Below are 23,459 nucleotides of genomic sequence, written 5' to 3'. Positions count from 1 at the left end.
TTTCCGGCTGCCATTGTCCCTGATGCCGGCCGCGTCTGAGATCGTCGTGGCATGAAGCAGGATTCGAGGACAGTGTCGAACATCGAGATCGTTCCGCTATGCGACGCGATCGGGCCGATGGGCGCGTCGCTGCGGCGCCCCTTGCCCGAGACGTTCCCCGGTTCCGACGCCCTTTGGGAGCGGCTCCGGCGTGAGACCCCCGAGGTGTTCGGTCCGGACGGCGAATGGATCCTGCGCTTCCACTGCTTCGTCCTGCGCGTCCCCACGGGGCCGACGATCCTGGTCGACACCGGTCTCGGCCCGGAGGACTCCCCTGCCGCGTCCTGGGCACCGGTGCCCGGCGTGCTGCCCACCGCGTTGGCCGACATGGGCCTGGCCCCGGAGGACATCGACGTCGTGGTCCTCACCCACCTGCACAGCGATCACGTGGGCGGTGCCGTGGCGAAGGGCGAGCCGGTCTTCCCGAACGCCCGCCACCTCGTCCAGCGGGCCGAGCTCGACTGGTTGGAAAGCGGCGGCGGTCCCGTCCTGGACGACGTCGTCCGTCCGCTGGGCCCTCTCCTGGACCCGGTCACCGGGGAGACGACTCTCGCCCCCGCCCTCAAGGCCGTGCCGACGCCTGGCCACACGCCGGGGCACCAGTCGGTCGTCCTCGGGGACATGGAGTTGGTGGTGGCGGGGGATGTCGTCCTGCACCCCGTCCAGCTCGCCGATCCGTCGGTCGGCTACATCTACGACGACGACGCCGAGAAGGCCGCCGCTACCCGAACGGCGCTGCTGGCCGGCCTGCGCGAGCACGACGGCGTCCTCGCCGCACCGCACCTACCAGCCCCGTTCATCCGCGTCCTCGATGCCTGGACCTCGGGCGACAAGGCTCGCGGTGACGTTTGAGCCAGGCCCGGCGGGTATCACCGCCCCCGTTCCAGAAAGGAGAACGGGCACCATGCCGAGGGCACAGATCAAGGACGAGAAGACATACCGGGAACTCCGCAAGAAGGGCGAGAGCAAGGAGAAGTCCGCGCGCATCGCCAACGCGTCCGCTGGGCAGGGGAAGAAGAAGGTCAGCCGCAGGGGCGGCAAGAGCCCGTCCTACGCGGACTGGTCGAAGGAAGACCTGATGAAGCGCGCCCGCCAGATCGGCATCGAGGGCCGCTCGTCCATGAACAAGTCGCAGCTCGTCGACGCGCTGCGCAACCATTGATGGAGCCGGCTGACCGCGGCGTACTGGTGCTGCTCCCGCAGCGCGTCGCCGGGTCCGCCTGGCCTGCGCGCTGGTTCAGCAAGCTGCGGAGCGGAGACGTCTCACTCGTCGCATCCTTTACGTTTGCCCCATGCGGGACGGGTAGGGCCAACCCATGGATCTGGCATTCCTCAAGACGCTTTACCAACGTCCGGGCCCCTATGCCTCGGTGTACGCCGATCTGACCCGGAACACCGAGGACGCGTCCAAGGCCGCCGAACTCCGATGGCGGGCACTGCGCACGGACCTGGAGGCCCAGAACGCCCCGAAGGATACGCTCGGCGCGATCGAGCAGATCATCGCCGAGGAGATGGACCTCCGCAGTTCCGAGGGGCTGGTGCTCTTCGCGGCGGACGGCGAGGTGGTGCACCGCGAACGGCTCCCCGACGCGCCCCGCATGCCCCAGGCCCGCGTCGCCCCACTCCCGCATGTCCTGCCCTATCTCGTCGAGCGCGGCGAGCGATTCCCGCACCTCGTCGCGGTCGTGAACCGCCGCGGCGGCGCCATCGACTGCGTGACCGCCACCGGCGAGCACCACCACGTCGACGTGGAAGGGGAGGAGTACCCGATCCACAAGACCAAGGCGGGTGACTGGAACCAGCCCCGCTTCCAACGCGCGGCCGAGAACGTCTGGAGGGCCAACGCCAAGCAGGTCGCCCACGAGATCGACCGAGCCGCCGAGCGCTGCGGCGCCGAAGCCATCGTGATCGCCGGCGACACGCGCGCCCGCACGGCCGTCCTGGACGAGGTCTCCGAGACCGTCCTGGAGCGCACCGTCGAGTCCGACCGCAACATCGACGTGGACGACCCTGACCTCGGCGCCGAGCTGGACCGCGTCCTGAAGCTCAAGACCGCCGAGCGCATTATGGCCGTGGCCGAGCGTTTCGACCGTGAGCTGGCGAACGGCCAGCGCGCCGTGGCGGGGCTTCCCGCGACGGTCGAGGCCGTCCGGAACGGCCAGGTCGAGACGCTCCTGCTGGACGACGACCCCGATTCCCCCGCCCGCCTGTGGATCGGCCCGGAGCCGTCGCACGTCGCCGCCTCGCCGGACGAGCTGCGCATCGAGTTCGGCGTCGGGGACCCGCGCGAGGAGCGTGCGGACGCCGCCCTGGTCCGCGCCGTCGCCGCGACGGACGGGGACCTGGTCGTCCTGCCGTCCGACGGCCCCAACTCGGGCCTGCACGTGGGCGCCGTCCTGCGCTACACCGCCTGAAGAACAAAAGGCCCCCGGACCACGCCCGGAGACCTGTGAGTGGAGCTATGGGGATTCGAACCCCAGACCTCCTCCATGCCATGGAGGCGCGCTACCAACTGCGCCATAGCCCCGCGCCGGCGAACCGGCCGAGGAAAAGCTTAGTGCACGTTGGGAGGAGGTTGGGCCACGGAGGATCTTTCCCTCCGTGGCCCAACGGGTCGGATCAGCGCTCGCCGCGTGGGTGGGCGTCCGGGTGCTTGTCGAGCCCCGGGATCTTGATGGTGAGGCTTTCCGGCAGGTCCGGCAGGTTCGGCAGGCCGAACAACTCGCCGCTCTCGCTCGAGTCCGAATCCCGGTTGTACTCGTCGAGCTCCCTGGACTCCTTCGTGGAGCACAGGGTCCTGGCGACGTCCGGGCTGTTCGGGAGCAGCCGCAGGATCGACAGCACCTTCAGCGCGCGAGCGCAGTCATCCTCCTGTTCGTGGGCGAGCGGATCCGGCGGAGCCTGAAGCGCCGACGCGGGCGCCGCCATCACCAGGATGGAGGCGGCGGCCAGCGCCGCGGGCAGCAGTCGCTTTCCGGTGATCCGTAGTCTCATTGCTCAACCTCATCTCGATCACATCGCCACTACGTGGCTGTTTCCGCATGATCGAGATGCCGAAGCGCGGCACGGCGAAAGGTAGCCGCCGCCATGGCGAAGCCTTTGCGTCAGGACCACCCCAGGCGCTCGCCGACCGCGTCGGGGGCGTACCCCCGCTGCCCCGCGTCACCGATCCACACCATCCCGTCGGCCTCCGCCACCGCGCCGACCGCGTGCTCCTGGGGCATCCGCGGCTGGATCGCCAGCCGCACCTCCATCCTGGGATCGAACCGGCGAAGCTCCTCGATGAGCTCCGCCACCGTGACCTCGCGCGCCGCACCCCGGCGATGTCTTCCCATACCCCGCATGAAACCACCCCGGCGGGACTGTTCGTGACGTTCGTCCCCTCTGTCCGCCGGATCTTTACCGAAGGACACTACACACTGTCCCATCAAACAGTAAAGATTCGGAATGTACGTAAACCGACGACGAACACCATTCGTCATTTCCCGCCAACACTTCCGCGGAAAGTCGAGAACCGTTTGTCATGGGCCGGCATCTCACTCAATAGCAGGATCAACCAATGGACAGGGGGATTCCCAATGAAGATCATGCTACGTGCGGCAATGGGCCTTACGGCCGCCGCACTGGCGGTCGGCGCCGGAATCGGCGCCACCGGCACGGCCCACGCCGACGGACCCGGTACCGACCCGGCGGTGCTCCGGGCCATCCAGGCCCAGTCCTGGGTCGAGCTGAAGGTGGGCGACCGCGGCTACCGGGTCGCGTCCGTCCGCTGCTTCCTGACCCAGTTCGGCTACTACAACGGCTGCGCGCCTGGCTCCGGCCAGGGGAACGTGTACCTGCAGAACATGGTCCAACCGGTCAAGCGCTATCAGAGCAGACACGGCCTGACCGCCACCGGCACGATCAACGCCAAGACCTGGGTGGCGATCAGCAAGGACGCCGGCGCCACGGGGCAGGGCAACTCCCGCAAGAACCAGGTCAAGGGCATTCAGTACGCGATGAAGGTCCTCCAGGCTCCCAGCCTCTCCGTGGACGGCGTCTACGGTCCGGCCACGCAGAAGGCCGTCATCGCCTTCCAGAAGCGCAAGCGGATCGGCGCCGACGGAATCTTCGGACCGGTAACCTTCCACGCCGCCTTCGGCGTGGGCGCCGAGAACAAGGGCACCCCCGGCCACTAAGCCACCGACCACCGCCTTGCGACCTCTCAAAGGTCGCAAGGCGGCATCCACCACCAGGTAAAGAAAAAGGCGAAACCCTCAAAATGGAGACAGGGGGCAAAAACCAAAAAACGCACGCCCGGGAATAGGAGCGGGCCCCTGAAAGGGGGGCGAGGGGCCGGAGCCCCAAAAGCGCGCGCCGGGGCGTGGGGGCGGAGCCCCCACATCGGGGGTTCCAGGGGGTCGCCCCCCTGGGAAAACACTGCGGGCCTCGGCGAAGTCGAGCGAAGCTCGACGAGCACCAAGGCCCGACTCGTGGAGCTATGGGGATTCGAACCCCAGACCTCCTCCATGCCATGGAGGCGCGCTACCAACTGCGCCATAGCCCCGCGCGACTGCGTGGACGTTCATCCCGCAGCGCCTCGCCAGTGTATAGGACTCCGGGGGCTGGTCTCGAATCGTTTGGGACGGGCCGGGCGGGCGCCCGGTCAGGCGCCGTTGTCGGCGCGGTCGTCGCTGAGGACGGGTTCGGGGAGGGTGCCCGCGTTGTGCTCGGCGAGGCGCCAGCCGCCGTTGCGCATCTCGGTGAGGACGGACCAGCAGCAGTTGGAGAGGCCGCCGAGGCGTTCCCAGACCTCTTCGGGAAGGCCGAGGAGGTGGGACATGCCGAGGCGGAGCGCGGCGCCGTGCGAGGCGACGACGAGCCGCCCGGTCGGGGGCAGCTCGTCGAGGGCGCGTTCGAGGGCGGTGCCGACGCGTTTGGCGACCTGGGCGCTGGTCTCGCCGCCGGGGGGTTCCCAGGCGGCGTGCTCGGCGGGGTACCGCTCGCGGATCTCGTGGGAGGTGAGCCCCTCCCATTCGCCGCCGTCGCGTTCGATCAGGTCCTTGTCGTAGCGGACGGCGAGCCCGGTGACGGCCGCGAGGGACTGTGCGGTCTCGGCCGCGCGGCGAAGCGGCGAGGCGAGGAGGTCGGTGGGGCGGAGCCCGGCGAGGAGCCCGGCGGCGCGCTGGGCCTGTCGGAGGCCGGTGTCGTCCAGGGGGATGTCGGTCTTGCCCTGGAAGCGGCGTTCGACGTTCCATGCGGTCTGCCCGTGCCGCCAGAGTACGAGCGTGCGTTTCCCCGGCTCGCGGGTGGGACGGGCGTCACTCACTCGCGCTCCCGACGGCTCGGGCACGCTGGGCCTGGTGCGCGGTGACGCTGTCCGGCAGGTCGAGGAGGGGGCAGTCCTTCCAGAGCCGTTCGAGCGCGTAGAACAGGCGGTCTTCCTCGTGCTGGATGTGCACGATGACGTCCGCGTAGTCCAGCAGCACCCAGCGGCCCTCGCGTTCGCCCTCACGGCGGACGGGCTTGGCGCCCGCCTCCTCGCGCAGCCGCTTTTCGACCTCGTCGACGATGGCGCGAACCTGACGGTCGTTGGGCGCGGAGCAGAGCACGAACGCGTCGGTGATGACGAGCTGCTCGCTCACGTCGTAGGCAAGAATGTCGTCGGCCAGCTTGTCGCCCGCCGCCTCGGCGGCGATCCGGACCAGCTGCTCTGCCCTGTCCGATGCGGTCACGATGCGCTCGCGATCCTCCCTGTAGGGGTCGTGTCCGGTAACACCTTCTCACGGGTGGCGGTCGACGACCCTAATTGTCGCTGTTCGGCCGCATCGGTGCCGCGGCCCCGTCCCTTCCAGGGTATGCGGCCGGACGGGTGGCCCGCCCAGCTCAGGCGGCGCGGGCCCGGTAGAGGTCGCGCTTGTTGATGTACTGGACGATCCCGTCGGGAACGAGGTACCAGATGGGCTCGCCGGAGCCGACGCGCTCGCGGCACTCCGTGGAGGAGATCGACAGGGCGGGGACCTCCATGAGCGAGACGCGCCCGTTGGGCAGCCCGGGGTCGGCGAGGCGGTGGCCGGGGCGGGTGACGCCGATGAAATGGGCGAGTTCGAACAGCTCATCGGTGTCGTGCCAGGTGAGCATCTTCTCCAGGGCGTCGGCGCCGGTGATGAAGAACAGCTCGGCGTCCGGGCCCTGGAGCTCGCGCATGTCCCGCAGGGTGTCGACCGTGTAGGTGGCGCCGGGCCGGTCGATGTCGATGCGGCTGACAGAGAAGCGGGGGTTGGACGCGGTGGCGATCACGGCCATGAGGTAGCGGTCCTCGGCGGCGGCGACCTTGCGGCCGCCTTTGTGGGAGGACAGGCCGGTGGGGACGAACACGACCTCGTCGAGGGAGTAGAAGTGGGCCACCTCGCTGGCGGCGACGAGGTGCCCGTGGTGGATCGGGTCGAACGTGCCGCCCATGATCCCCAGCCGCCGCTTTTGCGTCATGGCGACGAGAATAGCCAGCGGGTGCCATGCCCGGAACGTCCGCCCCACCGATCGCGGGGATCAGCCGAGGCCGGGCAGCGGCGGGCGGCCGTCCTCCCAGATCACGACCCGGACGGCTTTGCCGGTCTCGGTGCGGGGAGCGGTTCCGGGCGGCAGCGTGAACACCTCCGCGGTGAGTCCCAGGGACTCGTGCAGCGCGCGGACGAGCTCGTCGCGCGGATCGCCGTGCAGCGCCTCGCAGGCGACGAGCAGCCGGACTGCGGGGCTGCGCCGGTCCACGACGAGCTGGTAGTGCGGGGCGACGAGCCCGGAACCGAGCAGGACCCGCTCGACCTCACTCGGGTACACGTTCACGCCCCGGACGACGATCATGTCGTCCACCCGTCCAATGATCTTGCTCATCCGGACGAGGGTCCGCCCGCAGGCGCACTCCCGGCGGTTCAGGGACGCGAGGTCGCCCGTCCGGTACCGGAGCAGGGGAAGGGCCTGCTTGGTCGGCGTGGTGAAGACGAGTTCGCCGGGCGTTCCGTCCTCGACGGGCTCCCCGCTGGACGGGTCCACGGCCTCGACGACGAAATGGTCCTCGTTCACGTGCAGCCCGTCCTGCTCCAGGCATTCGGTGGCGACGCCGGGGCCGATGACCTCGGACAGACCGTAGATGTCCATCGCCTTGATCGGCAGGACGCGCTCGATCGCCGCGCGCAGCTCCTCCGACCAGGGTTCGGCGCCGAACAGGCCCGCCTTCAGCGCATGCAGCTCGACCCCGGCCTCGGCGACCGCCTCGCCCAGCCGCAGCGCGTACGCGGGCGTGCAGGTCAGGATGTCGGGGCGCAGGTCGGCGAGCATCTGAACCTGCCGGCCGGTCATCCCACCCGACATCGGCACGACGGTCGCGCCGAGCGCCACCGCACCCTGGTGGACGCCGATGCCACCGGTGAACAGTCCATAACCGTAGGCGTTGTGGACGATGCTTCCCGGCACCGCGCCTGCGCACGACAGCGACCGCGCGCACATCGCCGCCCACAGGTCGAGATCGGCCCTGGTGTAGGCGACGAGCGTGGGCCGCCCGCGCGTCCCGCTGGATCCGTGCACGGCGGCGACCTGGTCGCGGGGCACGGCGAGCATCCCGAACGGGTAGTGGTCCCAGAGGTCCTGCTTGGTGGTGAACGGAAGCCGCGCGAGCCCCGCGAGCGTCACATCGGACCCACCGGTGACACCGGCGTCCTTGAGGCGCCGGCCCTGGACGCCGCCCGCCGCGAGGAGCCGGTCGACCAGGCCCCAGAGCCGGTGCCGCTGGAGCGCGGAGCGCTCGTCGATGGACATCGCCTCGGATCTCGGGTCGAACATCGGACGCCTCCCGGGGCCGGAGCCGGACTGTGCCTCTGTGGGGAACGACCCCCACACCCCCGGAACCGACCTGATCCCCACGTCGGGGAACCCTGCGGCACGGTGGTTCGTCGGAACTACCATGCCAGACATGGCGTCGTCCACATCCGCTTGTCCCAGCCTGCAACGGCTTGGCGCCGCCTTCCCTCCCGCCGGGAGGCGGGCTCTGCACGATCAGGAGGTCAGACATGACGGAGAACGCTCCCGACAGGGCGCGTACGCGCTTCCCCGGAATCAGCTCCCGGGCCTATGAGCATCCCGCCGACCGGTCGGCGCTGGTCGCGCTGCGGTCGCTGTCGGGGTTCGACGTCGTCCTGCGGAAGCTGTCGGGCCTGATCAACGAGCGGGCGCTGCGGCTGATGTTCCTCGGCGGCACGGTGCGCGTCGGCGAGGACCAGTTCCGCAACATCTACGACATGGTCCGTGACGCCTCCTACATCCTGGACCTGCCGGAGGTCCCGGACCTGTTCGTCAAGCAGGACCCGATGCCGAACGCGATGGCGATCGGCTCCGACCACCCCTTCATCGTCCTGAACACCGGGCTGATCGACCTGCTGGACGACGAGGAGCTCCGGTTCGTCGTCGCCCACGAGGTCGGGCACATCCTGTCCGGGCACGCGGTCTACCAGACGATGATGCAGATCCTGCTGCAGCTCGGGTCCCGGCTGGCCTGGCTGCCGCTCGGGAACATCGGCATCGCGGCGATCATCATCGGGCTGCGGGAGTGGTTCCGGAAGGCGGAGCTGTCGGCGGACCGGGCGGGGCTCCTCGCCGGGCAGGACCTGGACGCCGCGAAGCGCACGCACATGAAGCTCGCCGGCGGCACCCGGCTGACGGAGATGAGCAGCGAGGCGTTCCTGGCGCAGGCCCGCGAGTACGACGCGGCCGGCGACGTCAGGGACGGGCTGCTGAAGTTCCTGAACCTGCTGCCGCAGTCGCACCCGTACGCGGTGATCCGCTTCGCCGAGATCGACCGGTGGGCGAAGGGCGGCGAGTACGAGCGGATCCTGGCGGGCGACTACCCCCGCCGCGACGACGACGGCGACGCCTCGGTCACCGAGGAGATCCGCAACGCCGCCAAGTCCTACCGGGAGTCGTGGGAGCGGACGGCCGACCCGTTCGTCGGGAAGGTCCGTGACATGGCGGACGCGGCGGCGGGCGCCGCGGGCGGGTTGTTCGACCGGTTCGGCGGCCGCCGCGACACCGGTCCCACCGACAGCTCGAACTGACCGCCGGCTCCGCTGAACGAGGACGGGAGAGACCGGGCCGCCGCGACACGGACGCGGCGGCCCTTTCCCGCCCGGGCACGCCCGGGAGGGCGCGCCGTCAGAAGGGGGCGGGGACGAGGAGTTCGACGTTGCGGTCGGAGATCTCCCCGCGGCGGTGCTCCTCGCGTTCCTGCCAGTCGTTGCCCGCCAGCTCACGCGACAGCGACGCCAGCCGGACGGGGTCGGTGAGGCGGCCGTCGTAGGAGGCGGGGGCGGCGGAGTCCAGCACGGTCGCGAAGATCGACAGCGTGCCGTCGGCGTTGTCGGCGATCTCGACGATGCGGCTCTGCTGCGGGAAGTCGATGTGCGCGGCCGTGTTGACCTCCCAGAACCCTCCCCCGCCCTTGCGGGCGTGCGGGATGACCTGGTTGCGATGCGTGTGCCCGTTCACCCACAGGACGACGTTGGGGTAGCGGAGCAGGACCGCCTTCACCTCGTCCCCGAGAACGCGGTCGCCGCCGAGAGAGTTCTCCAGCGAGCCGATCGGGTGGTGGCTGAACAGGACGAACAGCCTGTCCTCGACGCCGTTCTCCACGACGGTGCCGTCCACGCGCAGGTAGCGGCCACTACCGGCCTTGAGCTGAGCCTCCAGCCAGGCGAACTGCGCCTTGTCCAGCGACCCCTCCGAGTAGCCGTTCGGGTTGACGGTGTCGAGGACGAGGCCGCGCACGACACCTCTGTCGAACGCGTAGTAGGCCGTCCCGTCCCGGAGGTTGGCCTGCGTGAAGCCGTGGCCGCGCAGGGAGGTGGTCGTCCGGAAGTGCTCGGCGACGACCTCGGCGCGCGTCAGCATCCGGCGGTGCGGATCGGGGGTGACCGGCCGGAACAGGCCGCCCGCGCCGCCCTGCTCGCGGCTGAGCCGGACCAGCTCGCTCGCGTCGGCGTCGCGCAGCATCCGGGCGAGGCGCGCGGCCTGCGCGTCGGACGCCGGCGCGCCGATCTTGATGCGGCCGGTCGCGAGCCCCGACACCAGCGGGTTGACGGGCAGGTTGCCCTGCACGAGACCGTCGTGGTTGCCGAACGTCGCCAGCCAGGGGGACGCGAGGCCGGTGGCCTGGAACGGCCTGCGCGCGGCGTCGATGAGGCCGGTGACGCGCGGGAAGCCGTACCGGCTGATCGGGATGTCGGCCTCGGCGCCGGACGGCGGCCCGTCCGGGTGCCAGAACGCGCGGTCATAGGACACGTGGTCCATGACGCCCTCGTACCGGTCCGGGTCGCCGGAGTCGGGGCGGATCCGCCCGCCGTCCAGCAGGTCGATGACCCAGCGCACCTCGTTGTACTGGACGTTGTCGGCGGCGTCGCCGGTGTTGATGGTGAAGGCGAGACCGAGCCCGGTCGCGGGGCCCCGGCCGACCTTGTTCATGGCCTGGACCATGGCGTCGGCGACCTGGGTGCTGAGGATCTCCTGCGGGCGGTACGCGCCTTCGACCGGCAGCAGGAGCAGCCCGTCCTTGAGCCGGTCCACGAACTCGACGCGGGCCGGGGACTGCGCGTCGACGACGTGCACGTCGGTCAGGTGCCCGAACGCCAGGATCCCGCGCCGGGTGGCGGCCCGCCGCGCGGCGGCGGTGCCGCCGAGGTCACGGCGGAGCAGGTGCGGCTCGCCGGGCCCGGCGACGACCTGCCGGTACCCGCCGGCGCCGGGCGCGCCGAGCAGGAAGGTGCGGTCAAGGGTGGTGCCGGCGACCGGGCCGCGGAGCGCGGGCCCGGTCTCGGCGGACACGGAGGTCGGCGCGGCGGGGGACGCGGACGCGGTGCGCGCGGGAAACGCGACCAGTCCGGTGGAGGCGATCCCCGCGCCGAGGGCGGCGCCCTTCAGGACGCGGCGGCGGCTGTACTCACGAGTCACAGTCGTGAATCAGACCACACCACCAACGGGCCATCAATGGCGATAACCCACTACTTGGGCGACCCGTCAGCCACGCAGATGCCCCTCGCCGGTGACCACGTACTTCGTGGACGTCAGCTCCGGCAGACCCATCGGCCCGCGCGCGTGCAGCTTCTGCGTCGAGATGCCGATCTCCGCACCGAACCCGAACTCCTCACCGTCGGTGAAGCGCGTCGAGGCGTTCACCATCACGGCCGCCGAGTCGACGAGGGCCACGAACCGCTTGGCCGCCGGCTGCGAGGTCGTGACGATCGCCTCGGTGTGCCCCGATCCGTACGTGCGGATGTGCGCCACGGCGTCCTCCAGGGAGTCGACGACGCGTCCGGCGATGTCGAGGGAGAGGTACTCGGCGTACCAGTCGTCCTGTGTCGCCTCCACCACGTCCTCGCCGTACGAGCGCATCCGGTCATCGCCGTGCACCGTGACCCCCGCCTTGCCGAGCGCCTCAAGCGCGCGCGGGACGAACGCGTCCGCGATATCGGCATGCACTAGGAAGGTCTCCGCCGCGTTACACACCGAGGGACGCTGAGTCTTGGCGTTCAGGAGGATGTCCACCGCCATGTCCACGTCGGCGGCGGCGTCCACGTACACCGCGCAGTTCCCGACACCCGTCTCGATGACCGGGACGGTCGACTCCTCCACCACCGAGCCGATCAGCGAGGCGCCGCCACGCGGGATCAGTACGTCCACCAGGCCGCGGGCCCGCATCAGGTGCTTCACCGACTCCCGCGACGTCCCCGGGACGAGCTGCACCGCGTCCGCCGGGACCCCGGTGCCCTGGAGCGCGCTCTGCATCACCCCCACCAGCGCCGTGTTCGACTCGTGCGCCGAGGACGAGCCGCGCAGCAAGGCCACGTTCCCGCTCTTCAGGCACAGCGCCGCGGCGTCCACCGTGACGTTCGGACGGCCCTCGTAGATGATGCCGACCACGCCGAGCGGCACCCGCACCTGCCGCAGCTCCAGCCCGTTCGGCAGGACGGTGCCGCGCACCGACTCCCCCACCGGATCGGGCAGCGCAGCGACCTTGCGGACGGCCTCGGCCATCGCCGCGATCCGCTCCACCGTGAGGCTCAGCCGGTCGATCATGTACTCGGACGTGCCGCCGTCCCGCGCCCGCGCGACGTCCGCCTCGTTCGCCTTGACGATCTCGGGCGCGGCGGCAGCGAGTGCGTCCGCCACCGTGTGCAGCGCCGCGTCCTTGACGGCGCGCGGCAGCGGCGCGAGCCCCGCCGCGGCCTCCCGGGCGCGCCGCGCCACCACCAGGAACTCCTCGCGCTCGCTCATCACTCGTCCTTCTCTCCGTCGGTCAGGACGACCAGGTCGTCCCGGTGGATGATCTCGCGTTCGTACTCGGGGCCGAGCTCGCGGGCGAGCCAGCGCGTGGAGCGGCCCATCAGGTCCGGGATCTCGGACGCGTCGTAGTTGACGAGGCCGCGCGCGACGACCTCGCCGTCCGCGCCGCACAGGTCGACGGGGTCGCCCGCGGCGAAATCGCCGTCCACGCCCGTCACGCCCGCCGGCAGGAGGGACTTGCCGCGTCGCACGACCGCCTCGACGGCGCCGGCGTCCAGCATGACCCGCCCGGCGCCGGTCGTGGCGTGGGCGAGCCAGAGATGCCGGGTGGAGCGGCGCCGCCCTTCCCCGGGGTGGAACAGGGTGCCGACGGCGTCGCCGGCGAGCGCGCGCGCAGCGGACGCGGCGTTGGTCAGCACGACCGGGATGCCCGCGATCCGGGCCGCCTCGACCTTGGTGACCATCCCGCCCGTGCCGACCCGCCCCGACCCGCCGAGCTCGATGCCCGCCAGGTCCGACGGCCCGCGCACGTCCGCGACGCGGCGGGAGCCGGGACGGCTCGGGTCGCCGGTGTAGAGGGCGTCCACGTCCGAGAGCAGGATCAGCGCGTCCGCGCGGATCAGATGTGCGACGAGGGCGGCAAGGCGGTCGTTGTCACCGAACCGGATCTCGTCGGTGGCGACGGTGTCGTTCTCGTTCACGATCGGCAGCACGCCGAGCGCGAGGAGCTGCGCGAGGGTGCGCTGCGCGTTGCGGTGGTGCGAGCGCCGCATCATGTCGTCGGCGGTGAGCAGCACCTGGCCGACCGTCCGCCCGTAGCGGGCGAACGAGGAGGTGTAGCGGGCGAACAGCAGACCCTGGCCGACGCTCGCCGCCGCCTGCTGGGTCGCGAGGTCCGGCGGACGGCGGGTGAGGCCGAGCGGCCCGAGGCCGGCGGCGATGGCGCCGGAGGAGACGAACACGACCTCGGTGCCCCCGTCGCGGCGGGCGGCGAGGACGTCCACCAGCGCGTCGATGCGGTCCGCGTCGATCGTGCCCGCCGGGGTGGTGAGCGACGACGAGCCCGCCTTCACCACGATCCGGCGCGCCTTCTCGATCGCTTCACGCTCGCTCATCAGGCCATCTCCTCGGAGGTCAGCGGTAGCCGTCGAGGCGGCGGTCGGTGCCGCGGGGGCCGGCGGCGGCCTCGCCCGCCGCCACCTCGGGCTCCCAGTCGAAGACGACCGAGTCGTCCACGGTGCCGATCAGCACGGTGGCGCCCGGCGCGGCACCCGCCTCGGCGAGCGCGACCTCCACTCCGAGCCGGGCGAGGCGGTCGGCGAGGTAGCCGACGGCCTCCTCGTTGGCGAAGTCGGTCTGCCGCAGCCACCGGACGGGCTTCGTCCCGGTGATCAGGAACGTGTTCTCCCCCATGGGCCGGACCTCGAAGTCGGTATCGCCCCCGACGGGCTCCGGCCGGATCACGATGCGGGTCGGCTCGGCCGGGGGCAGCGACGCGCGGTGCTGCTCGACCATGGCCGCCATCGCGAACGACAGCTCGCGCAGCCCCTCGTGCGAGGCGGCCGAGACCTCGAACACCTGGAGGCCGCGCGCCTCGAACTCGGGCCTGACCATCTCGGCGAGGTCGCGGGCGTCCGGCACGTCCACCTTGTTGAGGACGATGAGGCGCGGCCGGTCCGACAGCGGGCGGTCGCCGAGCACGCGGTCGTAGGCCTGGAGCTCGCGCTCGATCACCTCGAAATCGCTGACGGGGTCGCGGCCCGGCTCCATCGTCGCGCAGTCCAGGACGTGCGCGAGCGTCGAGGACCGCTCGATGTGCCGCAGGAACTCAAGGCCGAGGCCCCGGCCCTCGCTCGCGCCCTCGATGAGACCGGGCACGTCCGCGACCGTGAAGGTCGTGTCGCCCGCGCTCACCACGCCGAGGTTCGGCACCAGCGTCGTGAACGGATAGTCGGCGATCTTCGGCTTGGCCGCCGACAGCGCCGCGATCAGCGACGACTTGCCCGCGCTGGGGAATCCCACGAGCGCCACGTCCGCGACGCTCTTCAGCTCCAGCACCACGTCCCGCTCGTCGCCTGGCTCGCCGAGCAGCGCGAACCCCGGCGCCTTGCGCTTGGCGGTCGCGAGTGCCGCGTTCCCGAGACCGCCGCGCCCGCCCTGCGCGACCACGTAGCGGGTGCCCTCGCCGACGAGGTCCGCCAGCACCTGCTCACCCGACTTCACGACCGTCCCGTCCGGGACGGGCAGGATCACGTCGCCGCCGTCCGCACCGGTGCGCAGGCTGCCCTGCCCCGGCTTGCCGTTGCCCGCCTTGCGGTGCGGCCGCCGGTGGTACTCCAGCAGGCTCGCCGCGCCCGAGTCGACGACCAGCACCACGTCGCCGCCCCGGCCGCCGTTCGCACCGTCCGGCCCGCCGAGCGGCTTGAACTTCTCCCGGTGGATCGAGGCGCAGCCGTTCCCGCCGCTGCCGGCGGCGACGTGCAGCACCACCCGGTCGACGAACTGCGCGCCCGATCCCGCTCCAGCGGCCACGGTTGACTCTCCCGGTGAAAAGACGACGGTGAAAAGGGCGAAGGGGCGGACCGTGCTTGGTCCACCCCTTCGGAAAAACGTCTATCGGCGGACTACTCCGCCGACGGGACGACGCTCACGGCGTTGCGGCCGCGGTAGCGGCGGAACTCCACGGCGCCCGCGACCAGCGCGAACAGCGTGTCATCGCCGCCGCGCCCGACGCCGGGGCCGGGGTGGAAGTGGGTGCCGCGCTGCCGGACGATGATCTCGCCGGCGTTGACGACCTGGCCGCCGTAGCGCTTGACGCCGAGGCGCTGGGCGTTGGAGTCGCGGCCGTTACGGCTGGACGACGCGCCCTTCTTGTGTGCCATCTGACCGCTCCCTTACTTCCCGGCCTTGATACCGGTGATCTTGACCTCGGTGTACGGCTGGCGGTGACCCATCCGCCGCTTGTACCCGGTCTTGTTCCGGTAGTGCATGATGTTGATCTTCGGGCCCTTGACGGCGCCGAGGATCTCGGCGGTCACCTCGTAGCGCGCGAGGTCGGCCGAGGCGCTGACGACGTCGTCGCCGTCCACGACCAGCAGGGCCGGGAACGTGACGGTCGAGCCGACCTCACCGGCCAGCTTGTCGACGGTCAGCACGTCGCCGGTGGCGACCTTCTCCTGCCTGCCGCCTGCGCGGACAATCGCGTACACCGCGGAAACCCTTCGTCTGCGCGCGCTTCCGGACTGAACCGGTCCCGCGCGTGGCTCACCAGCCCCCGGATGGGGGCCTACCCCCGGCAGCGGTGCCGAGGGCGGCACACCAGAGAAGACTCTGGCGCTCTCTGCTCTGCCTCACCGGATCGGCGAGGTGTGCACCGGCACAGCCCTGGACGGGGCTCGCGGTGCGGGTTCAGGTGACGCGCACACGACGCGCCGAAGCACAAGACTACCGGATGCCCTGGCCGGAACGCGAACGCGTCCGGCCAGGGCGGGGTGTTCCGGCCTCAGTCGGAATCGGCGGCCTGGGCGGCAGCGCGGGGACGGCGGACGCGGCGGCGGCGTCCGCCGCCGGGCTCCTCGACCTCCCCGGTGGCCGCGCCGTTCGCCTCGGCGGAGGGCGCGGTGGACGGTGCGCTGGACGCCGCGGACCCGTTGGCCTCCGCGGCACCCGCCTCGGCGCCCCGGGCCTCCTCGTCACCGGCCTCGGCTCCGTTCGCCTCGGCTCCGTTCGCCTCAACCCCGTTGGCCTCAACCCCGTTGGCCTCGGCCCCGTCGGCCTCGGCCCCGTCGGCCTCGGCCCCGGTGACGGCGACCGGCTCGGCGTCGTCCAGGACGCCCGGCGAGGTCGCGGCGACCTCGGCCGCGGCGTCCGCGGCCTCCACCGCGGCCTGGGCCGGCGACTCGTCGGCGTCGACCTCCGGCGGCGGGCCCGCGGGGCGCTTGGCGGGCCCGGACTTCTTCGCCCGCGACCGCGCGGGGCGCGCCGGCTCAGGCTCTTCCTGCGGTTCGGGCTCCGCGGCTTCCCGGGGCTTGGTCTCGTGCTGGGCCAGCTTCTCCTCGACCACCCTCTCGACCTCGCCCTTGCGCTTGCGGCGCCGGCCGGTCTCCTTGGCGGACGCCTTGTCCGGCTTGGGCTCGACGGGCGTCAGGTGGACGTGGATGCCACGGCCGTTGCAGGACTCGCAGGTCTCCGAGAACGCCTCCAGCAGGCCCTGTCCGACGCGCTTGCGGGTCATCTGGACCAGGCCCAGCGACGTCACCTCGGCCACCTGGTGCTTGGTGCGGTCCCTCGACAGGCATTCGACGAGCCGGCGCAGCACCAGGTCGCGATTGCTCTCCAGCACCATGTCGATGAAGTCGATCACGACGATGCCGCCGATGTCGCGCAGCCGCAGCTGGCGGACGATCTCCTCGGCCGCCTCCAGGTTGTTGCGGGTGACGGTCTCCTCCAGGTTGCCGCCCTGCCCGGTGAACTTCCCGGTGTTGACGTCGATGACCGTCATCGCCTCGGTGCGGTCGATCACCAGCGAGCCGCCGGAGGGCAGCCACACCTTGCGGTCCAGCGCCTTGGCGATCTGCTCGTCGACGCGGAACGCGCCGAGCACGTCCTGGTTGCCCGCCCAGCGCTCGACGCGGTCGGCGAGGTGCGGCGCGACGTACTCCACGTACTCGGAGACGGTGTCCCAGGCGTCGCCGCCGGACACCACGAGCTTGGCGAAGTCCTCGTTGAAGATGTCGCGGACGACCCGGATCGTCAGGTCCGGCTCGCCGTACAGCAGCGACGGCGCCGAGGCGGTCTTGACCTTCTTCTGGATGTTGTCCCACTGCGCCGCGAGGCGCGAGACGTCCCGGGACAACTCCTCCTCGGTCGCGCCCTCGGCGGCCGTGCGGACGATCACGCCCGCGTTCTCCGGCATGACCTTCTTCAGGATCGACTTGAGCCGGCTGCGCTCCTTGTCGGGGAGCTTGCGGCTGATGCCGGTCATCGAGCCGTCCGGCACGTACACCAGGTAGCGGCCGGGCAGCGAGACCTGGCTGGTCAGCCGGGCGCCCTTGTGGCCGAGCGGGTCCTTGGTGACCTGGACGAGCACCGACTGGCCGGACTTCAGCGCCGACTCGATGCGGCGGGGCTGGCCCTCCAGGCCGGCGACGTCCCAGTTGACCTCGCCCGCGTACAGGACGGCATTGCGGCCCTTGCCGATGTCGACGAACGCCGCCTCCATCGACGGCAGCACGTTCTGGACCTTGCCCAGGTAGACGTTGCCCACGTACGACTGGTGGGTGGCGCGGTTGACGTAGTGCTCGACGAGGACGTCGTCCTCCAGCACGGCGACCTGCGTACGCTCGCCCTCCTGCCGCACCACCATGATCCGCTCGACGGCCTCACGGCGTGCCAGGAACTCGGCCTCGGTGATCACCGGCGGGCGGCGGCGACCCTGCTCGCGGCCCTCGCGGCGGCGCTGCTTCTTGGCCTCCAGCCGGGTCGAGCCCCGGACGGACTGGACCTCGTCCTCCACGGCGCGGGCGTCGCGCACGTGCACGACGGTGTTCGGCGGGTCGTCGGTGACGCCGCCCTCGCCGTCGGTCCCGGAGCGCCGCCGACGGCGGCGCCGGCGGCGGCTGGTGCCGCCCTGCCCGTCACCGTCGTCCTCGTCGGAGTCCTGCGCGGGCTCGTCCTGCTCGGCCTTGGCGGGCTTGTCCTTGGCCTTGGTCTTGGCGGCCTTCGTCGCCCTGCCCGCCTTGCCCGCCCTGGCGGGCTGCTCGTCCTTGGCCTCCTCGGCCTCGGCGACCTCCTCGGCCTGCGCCTCGTCGTCGGCGCCGTCCTTGCCGCGGCCGCGGCCACGGCCACCCCGGCGGCGGCGCCGGCGCGAGGGCCTGCCGTCGTCCTCGTCGTCGTCCTCGTGCGCGGACGGGCCGTGCTCGTCCTGCTCCTCGGCGGCGGGCTCGGCGGCCTTCGGCTCCTCCTTGGGACGGGCGGGGGCCTCGGCCTTCGGCTGCGGCGGCTGGAAGACGACCATCGGCGGCTGGAACGTCACGCCGGGCACGACGCCGCTCGCGGGTTCGGTCTCCGACACCTGGCCCGCCTCGGGCGCGGCTCCGGGCACCCCGGGCACGGACGGGACGTCCGGCTCGTCCGGCGTGACGGGCGCGGCGGCGCTCGCGCGGCGGCGGGTCCGCGTGCGCGTGGGCGCCTTCTCGGCCGGGGTCTCCTCCGGCGACGTCTCCGCGCCGGTCATCGGAACGGCCTCGGCGGTCTCCGCGGTCTCCGCGGTGCTGTCGCCGGCGGTCTCGGCGGCCTTCGTGGTCCTGGTGCGGGTGCGGGTCCGCGTCCTCTTCGCCGGTGCCTCGGCCGCGGGCGTGGCGCCGGCTTCGGGCGCGGGCTCTGCGGCGGGGGTGGCCTCGGGCTCGGGAGCGGCCGTCCGGCGGGCGGTGGTCCTGCGCTTGGGAGCCGGCTCCGGCTCCTGGGCGGGCGTGGGCTCCTCCGCCGAGGCGGGCGGCGCCGCGGCGGCGGGCGCCGCGGGCGTGTCCTCCACATCCGGCGGCGGGCCGGCGGGGCGGCTCGCGCGGCGCCGGGAGCGTGTGGTCACGCCGGTCCCGGTCGTGGTGTCGTCATTGTCGTTGCCAGTGCCTTCGGCAGCGGCCGAATCGGCTTCGTTATCAAGCATCCGGGCAATCTCCCGTCAGGCTCCCGGGCGCGACCGCCTGCTCCGCCAGGGGGCGGAACCGGTGCGGTGCGCCGCACGAGAGCTCTCCGTCAGTCGTCGGCGTCGTCACCGCCGGACGGTCGTCCGGCCATGACGACGAAGTCGTCGGGGGTGCGCCCGCCGTCCCCTGCGGGACCGGTTCCGTGCTGCCACGGCTTCGGTCCCACGATCAGGCGCTGACGGCATCCGCGCTCGCGGGTTCCCCGGGCTGCGACCGCACAGGGCCGCGGGCCGTCTCGGCGTCGTCGCCGGACGGCAGGCCGATCTCCCGGTCGGGATCCAGAGGATCCGCGAGGCCACCGGTGGCCGCGTCGAGGGGCCCCTGCGCCAGCCTGGTCACCAGTGGCGGTGACGGCGGCGCTAGGTCGGCGACCTGGCGCAGTCCGGTGAGGATGTCGTCGGGTCGAACGGCGGGTGTGGAATGCCGAACAACCATTCGAAGTATCGCACAAGGGGCATCCGCCGCCTCCGCGGCGCGCCGATCCGCCCCAGGGGCGGGTGCCTCCAGGGTGAGGACGGCGGCGCGCACGTCGAACCGGCGGCGCCCCTTCTTGGTGAGGCGTTCCACCTCGATGTCGCGCGCGTCCAGGAAGGCGGCGACGGCAGCGGCGGCGTCGTCGTGCGACACGCCGTCCAGCCGGATCCGCCATTCGGACGCCTGGAGCCGATCGGCGAACGCGCCCGGCTTCGCCTGCGCGTCCGCGGCGCGTCCCGCCCCGACCGGCACGACATCCACGATGTCGAGCCCGGGGGGCAGGGCAGCGTCGAGATCGGCCCGTACCCGCGCAGGGTCGCGGGTCTCGATGAGCCCGATCTCAAGGTACTCGGCCTCGCTGGCCACCCCTGTCGCCGCCGCACCCGCGTACGAGATCTTCGGGTGCGGGGTGAATCCGGCGCTGAACGCGACAGGGATCCCGGCGCGCCGCACGGCGCGTTCCACGGCCCGGGAAATGTCGCGGTGGCTCGTGAACCGCAGCCTGCCCCGCTTGGCGTAGCGGACGCGCAGGCGCTGGATCACTGGGGCCGGCGCCGGACCCTCCGGCATGGGTGCCAGGGCTCTTGTCCTTCCTACTCGTGTCGAGTCGAAAACGTCTCCCTATAGAGTACGGGTCGCTCGGTGCCCTTTTGCCCCCGGCCGGGGCGCGAACACCGCGAGCCCCGCAGCTCAGGGGGTTCAGGCGGCCGGTTCAGGCCCCGATCGAATCCCGTTCTGGCCTGGGACGGCGCATCCGGAGGCCCGGTCAGACCACCGACAGGGGAAGCAGCCTGCGGCCCGTCGGCCCGATCTGGATCTCGGTTCCCATGGTCGGGCAGACGCCGCAGTCATAGCACGGGGTCCAGCGGCAGTCCTCGACCTCGGTCCCGTCCACGGCGTCCTGCCAGTCCTGCCAGAGCCACTCGCGGTCGAGCCCGGCGTCGAGGTGGTCCCAGGGCAGCACCTCGACCTCGTCGCGCTCGCGGACCGTGTACCAGTCGAGGTCGACGGGCTCTCCGGCCAGCGCCTTCGCGGCGCAGTCCGTCCAGCGCTCGTAGGAGAAGTGCTCGCTCCAGCCGTCGAACCGCCCGCCGTCCTCCCACACGGCGCGGATGACCCGGCCGACGCGCCGGTCGCCGCGCGACAGCAGGCCCTCGACGATGGACGGCTGGCCGTCGTGGTAGCGCAGGCCGATGGCGCGGCCGTACTCGCGGTCGCCGCGCAGGGCGTCCTTGAGGGCGCGCAGGCGGCGGTCGACGGTCTCGTGGTCGCACTGGGCGGCCCACTGGAAAGGCGTGTGCGGCTTCGGGACGAACCCGCCGATGGAGACGGTGCAGCGGATGTCCTTGCGCCCGGTGGCCTCGCGTCCCGCCCGGATGACGCGCTTGGCCATGTCGGCGATGGCCAGGACGTCCTCGTCCTCCTCGGTGGGCAGCCCGCACATGAAGTACAGCTTGACCTGCCGCCAGCCGTTCTCGTAGGCGGTGCTGACGGTGCGGATCAGGTCGTCCTCGGTGACCATCTTGTTGATCACCTTGCGCATCCGTTCGGAGCCGCCCTCGGGGGCGAAGGTCAGCCCGGACCGGCGCCCGCCGCGCGAGAACTCGTTGGCGAGGGTGATGTTGAAGGCGTCCACGCGGGTGGACGGCAGCGACAGCGAGGTGTTGGTGCCCTCGTAGCGGTCGGCGAGCCCCTTGGCGACTTCGCCGATCTCGCTGTGGTCGGCGCTGGACAGGCTGAGCAGGCCGACCTCCTGGAAACCGGACTCCTTCAGCCCCTGGTCGACCATCGCGCCGATCGTGGTGATCGACCGCTCCCGGACCGGGCGGGTGATCATCCCGGCCTGGCAGAACCGGCAGCCGCGGGTGCAGCCGCGGAAGATCTCCACGCTGAACCGCTCGTGGACGGTCTCGGCAAGCGGGACCAGGGGCTTTTTCGGGTACGGCCACTGGTCGAGGTCCATGACGGTGTGCTTCTCGACCCGCCACGGCACGCCCGGACGGTTGGGCGCGACCCGTTGGATCCGGCCGTCCGGCAGGTAGGACACGTCGTAGAAGCGCGGGACGTACACGCCACCGGACGCGGCGAGGCGCATCAGCAGCCCGTCCCGTCCACCGGGCTCGCCCTCGGCCTTCCACTCCCGGATCACGTCGGTGATCGCGAGCGCGATCTCCTCTCCGTCGCCGAGCACGGCGGCGTCGATGAAATCGGCGATCGGCTCGGGGTTGAAGGCGGCGTGCCCGCCCGCCAGGACGATCGGGTGGGCGTCGGTGCGGTCGGCCGCGTCGAGGGGGATGCCGGCGAGGTCGAGCGCCGTCAGCAGGTTGGTGTAACCCAGTTCGGTGGAGAACGAGACGCCGAACACGTCGAACGCGGCGACCGGACGGTGCGCGTCGACGGTGAACTGCGGGATGCCGTTCTCCCGCATGACGGCCTCCATGTCGGGCCAGACCGAGTAGGTCCGCTCCGCGAGGACGCCGTCGCGCTCGTTGAGGATCTCGTAGAGGATCTGGACGCCCTGGTTCGGCAGGCCGACCTCGTAGGCGTCCGGGTACATCAGGGCCCACCGGACCTCGGCCTCGTCCCAGTCCTTGGCCTGCGAGTTCAGCTCTCCACCGACGTACTGGATCGGCTTTTGCACGCGCGGGAGCAGCGGCTCCAGTCGCGGGAAGATCGACTGGACGGGCATGGCGGGTCCTCCGTGCTGTGGCCATGGATGAACGTCCAGCCTACCGCCGGGCCCTAGTCGAAGGGTCTGCGCCGCACATGGACGGCCTGGAGCAGCCCGAACGCGATCATGTTGGCGAAGGTGGCGGAGCCGCCGTAGGACACGAACGGCAGCGGCAGCCCGGTGATCGGCATGATCCCGATCGTCATCCCGACGTTCTCGAACGTCTGGAACGCCAGCCAGCACACCGCCCCGGTCGCCACGAGCGTGCCGAACAGGTCGGCGGCCTGGGTCGCGATGCGCAGGCCGCGCCACAGCACGACGCCGAGCAGCACGATGATCACGGCGGCGCCGACGAAGCCGAGTTCCTCCCCCGCCACGGTGAAGATGAAGTCGGTCTGCTGCTCGGGGACGAAATGCCCGCCGGTCTGCTCGCCGTTGAACAGGCCCTTGCCGAACGCGCCGCCGGAGCCGATCGCGATCCGGGCCTGCTGGGCGTTGTAGCCGGCGCCGCGCGGGTCGGCGGACGGGTCCATGAAGGCGGTGAACCGGGCGAGCTGGTAGGGCTTCAGCAGCCCGAAGAACCACACCGCGAAGCCCGCGGCGACACCGCCGCCGACCAGCCCCACCAGCCAGCGTTTCCGGGCGCCGGAGACCGCCAGCATCCCGAGGACCACAGCGGTGAACACCAGCGTGGTGCCGAGGTCGGGCTGCAGCATGATCAGCGCCGCCGGTACGCCGGCGAGCGCGAGGGCGAGCAGCACGTCACGCCGGCCGGGACCGATCTCACCGTCCCGCGGCTCCCCGAGGATCATGGCGAGCAGCACGACGAGACCGACCTTGGCGAACTCCGACGGCTGCACCTGGAACCCGCCGCCGATCACGATCCACGAGTGCGACCCGTTGATCGTCGAGCCGAGCGGGGTGAGGACCGCGACCAGGCCCACGCAGGCCAGGCCGTACAGGATCGGGACGTAGGCGCGCAGCAGCCGGTAGTCGAGGACGGTCACCACGCCGCCGAGCACGAACCCGATGATCAGGTTGAGGATGTGGCGCTTGAGGAAGCTCTCGGGGTCCTTGCCCTGCTCGGTCATGAGCTGGAACGTCGCCGAGCGCACCAGCAGCGCGCCGATCAGCGACAGGGCGAGAACGGTCAGGCACAGCGTCCAGTCGAGGCGCCGCAGACCCGCGACGCGGCTCTGCCACAGCACCCGGTCGCGATATCCGCCGATGGATCCGACGTTCGCCTCGTTCATGGCCTCGCTCCGCTC

21 protein-coding genes and 2 tRNA genes are annotated in these 23,459 nt (G+C 71.7%); 5 read left to right on the top strand and 18 right to left on the bottom strand.

The genetic code is table 11. From position 1 onward, the window contains the following. The first annotated feature begins 51 nt into the window (after window positions 1–51). The 3 genes from AMA02S_RS22425 (at window position 52) to AMA02S_RS22415 (ending at window position 2,453) form a co-directional block, all read left to right on the top strand. Entirely contained in the window at window positions 52–891 is an 840-nt protein-coding gene (locus AMA02S_RS22425) for an MBL fold metallo-hydrolase (protein ID WP_067461288.1), read from the top strand. A 52-nt stretch (window positions 892–943) separates the two neighbouring features. Next, window positions 944–1,201, top strand: coding sequence for a DUF7218 family protein (locus AMA02S_RS22420; protein WP_067461287.1), 258 nt, complete (start codon window positions 944–946; stop codon window positions 1,199–1,201). A 154-nt stretch (window positions 1,202–1,355) separates the two neighbouring features. Next, window positions 1,356–2,453: a baeRF2 domain-containing protein gene (locus AMA02S_RS22415; RefSeq protein WP_067461286.1), complete on the top strand. Its 1,098-nt coding sequence runs from the start codon at window positions 1,356–1,358 to the stop codon at window positions 2,451–2,453. A gap of 40 nt (window positions 2,454–2,493) precedes the next feature. Here AMA02S_RS22415 and AMA02S_RS22410 read toward each other — a convergent pair. The 3 genes from AMA02S_RS22410 to AMA02S_RS22400 form a co-directional block, all read right to left on the bottom strand. Continuing rightward, window positions 2,494–2,566 (bottom strand) — tRNA-Ala (locus tag AMA02S_RS22410). Window positions 2,567–2,658: 92 nt separating this feature from the next. Further along, on the bottom strand, window positions 2,659–3,033 hold the full coding sequence (locus AMA02S_RS22405; RefSeq protein ID WP_067461285.1) for a hypothetical protein: 375 nt from the start codon (window positions 3,031–3,033) through the stop codon (window positions 2,659–2,661). A 110-nt stretch (window positions 3,034–3,143) separates the two neighbouring features. Next, window positions 3,144–3,374: a hypothetical protein gene (locus AMA02S_RS22400; RefSeq protein ID WP_067461284.1), complete on the bottom strand. Its 231-nt coding sequence runs from the start codon at window positions 3,372–3,374 to the stop codon at window positions 3,144–3,146. A gap of 243 nt (window positions 3,375–3,617) precedes the next feature. Between AMA02S_RS22400 and AMA02S_RS22395 the strand changes: the two genes are divergently transcribed. Next, window positions 3,618–4,217: a peptidoglycan-binding domain-containing protein gene (locus tag AMA02S_RS22395; RefSeq protein WP_169806872.1), complete on the top strand. Its 600-nt coding sequence runs from the start codon at window positions 3,618–3,620 to the stop codon at window positions 4,215–4,217. Window positions 4,218–4,512: 295 nt separating this feature from the next. Here AMA02S_RS22395 and AMA02S_RS22390 read toward each other — a convergent pair. The 5 genes from AMA02S_RS22390 to AMA02S_RS22370 all read right to left on the bottom strand — a co-directional run bounded on the left by AMA02S_RS22390 (window position 4,513) and on the right by AMA02S_RS22370 (window position 7,854). Next, window positions 4,513–4,585: transfer RNA gene (locus tag AMA02S_RS22390), tRNA-Ala, on the bottom strand. A gap of 99 nt (window positions 4,586–4,684) precedes the next feature. Further along, the gene (locus tag AMA02S_RS22385) at window positions 4,685–5,347 is read right to left on the bottom strand and encodes a histidine phosphatase family protein (protein WP_067461282.1); all 663 of its coding nucleotides are present in this window, start codon (window positions 5,345–5,347) and stop codon (window positions 4,685–4,687) included. After that, window positions 5,340–5,753 carry a ribosome silencing factor gene (gene rsfS, locus AMA02S_RS22380; RefSeq protein ID WP_067461281.1) on the bottom strand — a complete coding sequence of 138 codons (414 nt, stop codon included), beginning with the start codon at window positions 5,751–5,753 and terminating at the stop codon, window positions 5,340–5,342. The genes AMA02S_RS22385 and rsfS overlap by 8 nt, the downstream gene beginning before the upstream one ends. Before the next feature lie 151 nt (window positions 5,754–5,904). Beyond that, window positions 5,905–6,507 (bottom strand): nicotinate-nucleotide adenylyltransferase, encoded by a 603-nt coding sequence (nadD, locus tag AMA02S_RS22375; protein ID WP_067461280.1) that lies wholly within the window; start codon window positions 6,505–6,507, stop codon window positions 5,905–5,907. 60 nt (window positions 6,508–6,567) lie between these two features. After that, window positions 6,568–7,854, bottom strand: a complete 1,287-nt coding sequence (locus AMA02S_RS22370; RefSeq protein ID WP_067461279.1) for a phenylacetate--CoA ligase family protein — start codon at window positions 7,852–7,854, stop codon at window positions 6,568–6,570. Window positions 7,855–8,081: 227 nt separating this feature from the next. Here AMA02S_RS22370 and AMA02S_RS22365 point away from each other — a divergent pair, with 227 nt between their 5' ends. Next, window positions 8,082–9,122 (top strand): M48 family metallopeptidase, encoded by a 1,041-nt coding sequence (locus tag AMA02S_RS22365; protein WP_067461278.1) that lies wholly within the window; start codon window positions 8,082–8,084, stop codon window positions 9,120–9,122. Between the two features lie 97 nt (window positions 9,123–9,219). Here the strand turns inward: AMA02S_RS22365 and AMA02S_RS22360 are convergent, their stop codons facing one another. The 10 genes from AMA02S_RS22360 to rodA form a co-directional block, all read right to left on the bottom strand. Further along, window positions 9,220–11,010, bottom strand: coding sequence for a TIGR03767 family metallophosphoesterase (locus AMA02S_RS22360; RefSeq protein ID WP_067461277.1), 1,791 nt, complete (start codon window positions 11,008–11,010; stop codon window positions 9,220–9,222). 66 nt (window positions 11,011–11,076) lie between these two features. After that, window positions 11,077–12,333: a glutamate-5-semialdehyde dehydrogenase gene (locus tag AMA02S_RS22355; RefSeq protein WP_067461276.1), complete on the bottom strand. Its 1,257-nt coding sequence runs from the start codon at window positions 12,331–12,333 to the stop codon at window positions 11,077–11,079. Further along, window positions 12,333–13,457, bottom strand: coding sequence for a glutamate 5-kinase (proB, locus tag AMA02S_RS22350; RefSeq protein WP_174550976.1), 1,125 nt, complete (start codon window positions 13,455–13,457; stop codon window positions 12,333–12,335). Before proB ends, AMA02S_RS22355 begins: the two co-directional genes overlap by 1 nt. Before the next feature lie 19 nt (window positions 13,458–13,476). Then, window positions 13,477–14,874, bottom strand: a complete 1,398-nt coding sequence (gene obgE / locus AMA02S_RS22345; protein WP_067461275.1) for a GTPase ObgE — start codon at window positions 14,872–14,874, stop codon at window positions 13,477–13,479. A 92-nt stretch (window positions 14,875–14,966) separates the two neighbouring features. Further along, a complete protein-coding gene (gene rpmA, locus AMA02S_RS22340; RefSeq protein ID WP_067461274.1) occupies window positions 14,967–15,224 on the bottom strand; it encodes a 50S ribosomal protein L27 in 258 nt (85 codons plus the stop codon). Window positions 15,225–15,236: 12 nt separating this feature from the next. After that, entirely contained in the window at window positions 15,237–15,551 is a 315-nt protein-coding gene (gene rplU, locus AMA02S_RS22335; RefSeq protein WP_067461273.1) for a 50S ribosomal protein L21, read from the bottom strand. 293 nt (window positions 15,552–15,844) lie between these two features. Continuing rightward, entirely contained in the window at window positions 15,845–19,006 is a 3,162-nt protein-coding gene (locus tag AMA02S_RS22330; protein ID WP_084265468.1) for an Rne/Rng family ribonuclease, read from the bottom strand. A 208-nt stretch (window positions 19,007–19,214) separates the two neighbouring features. Continuing rightward, window positions 19,215–20,090 (bottom strand): TIGR03936 family radical SAM-associated protein, encoded by an 876-nt coding sequence (locus tag AMA02S_RS22325; RefSeq protein WP_067461272.1) that lies wholly within the window; start codon window positions 20,088–20,090, stop codon window positions 19,215–19,217. Between the two features lie 196 nt (window positions 20,091–20,286). After that, on the bottom strand, window positions 20,287–22,209 hold the full coding sequence (locus AMA02S_RS22320; protein ID WP_067461271.1) for a TIGR03960 family B12-binding radical SAM protein: 1,923 nt from the start codon (window positions 22,207–22,209) through the stop codon (window positions 20,287–20,289). 53 nt (window positions 22,210–22,262) lie between these two features. Next, complete coding sequence (gene rodA, locus AMA02S_RS22315; protein ID WP_084265484.1) at window positions 22,263–23,444, bottom strand: rod shape-determining protein RodA; 1,182 nt, start codon at window positions 23,442–23,444, stop codon at window positions 22,263–22,265. Window positions 23,445–23,459: the final 15 nt, after the last annotated feature.

The sequence above is a fragment of the Actinomadura macra NBRC 14102 genome, assembly GCF_001552215.1.
In the GTDB taxonomy this organism is placed as follows: Bacteria; Actinomycetota; Actinomycetes; order Streptosporangiales; family Streptosporangiaceae; genus Spirillospora; species Spirillospora macra.
This window is presented reverse-complemented; position numbering and strand designations above follow the sequence as displayed.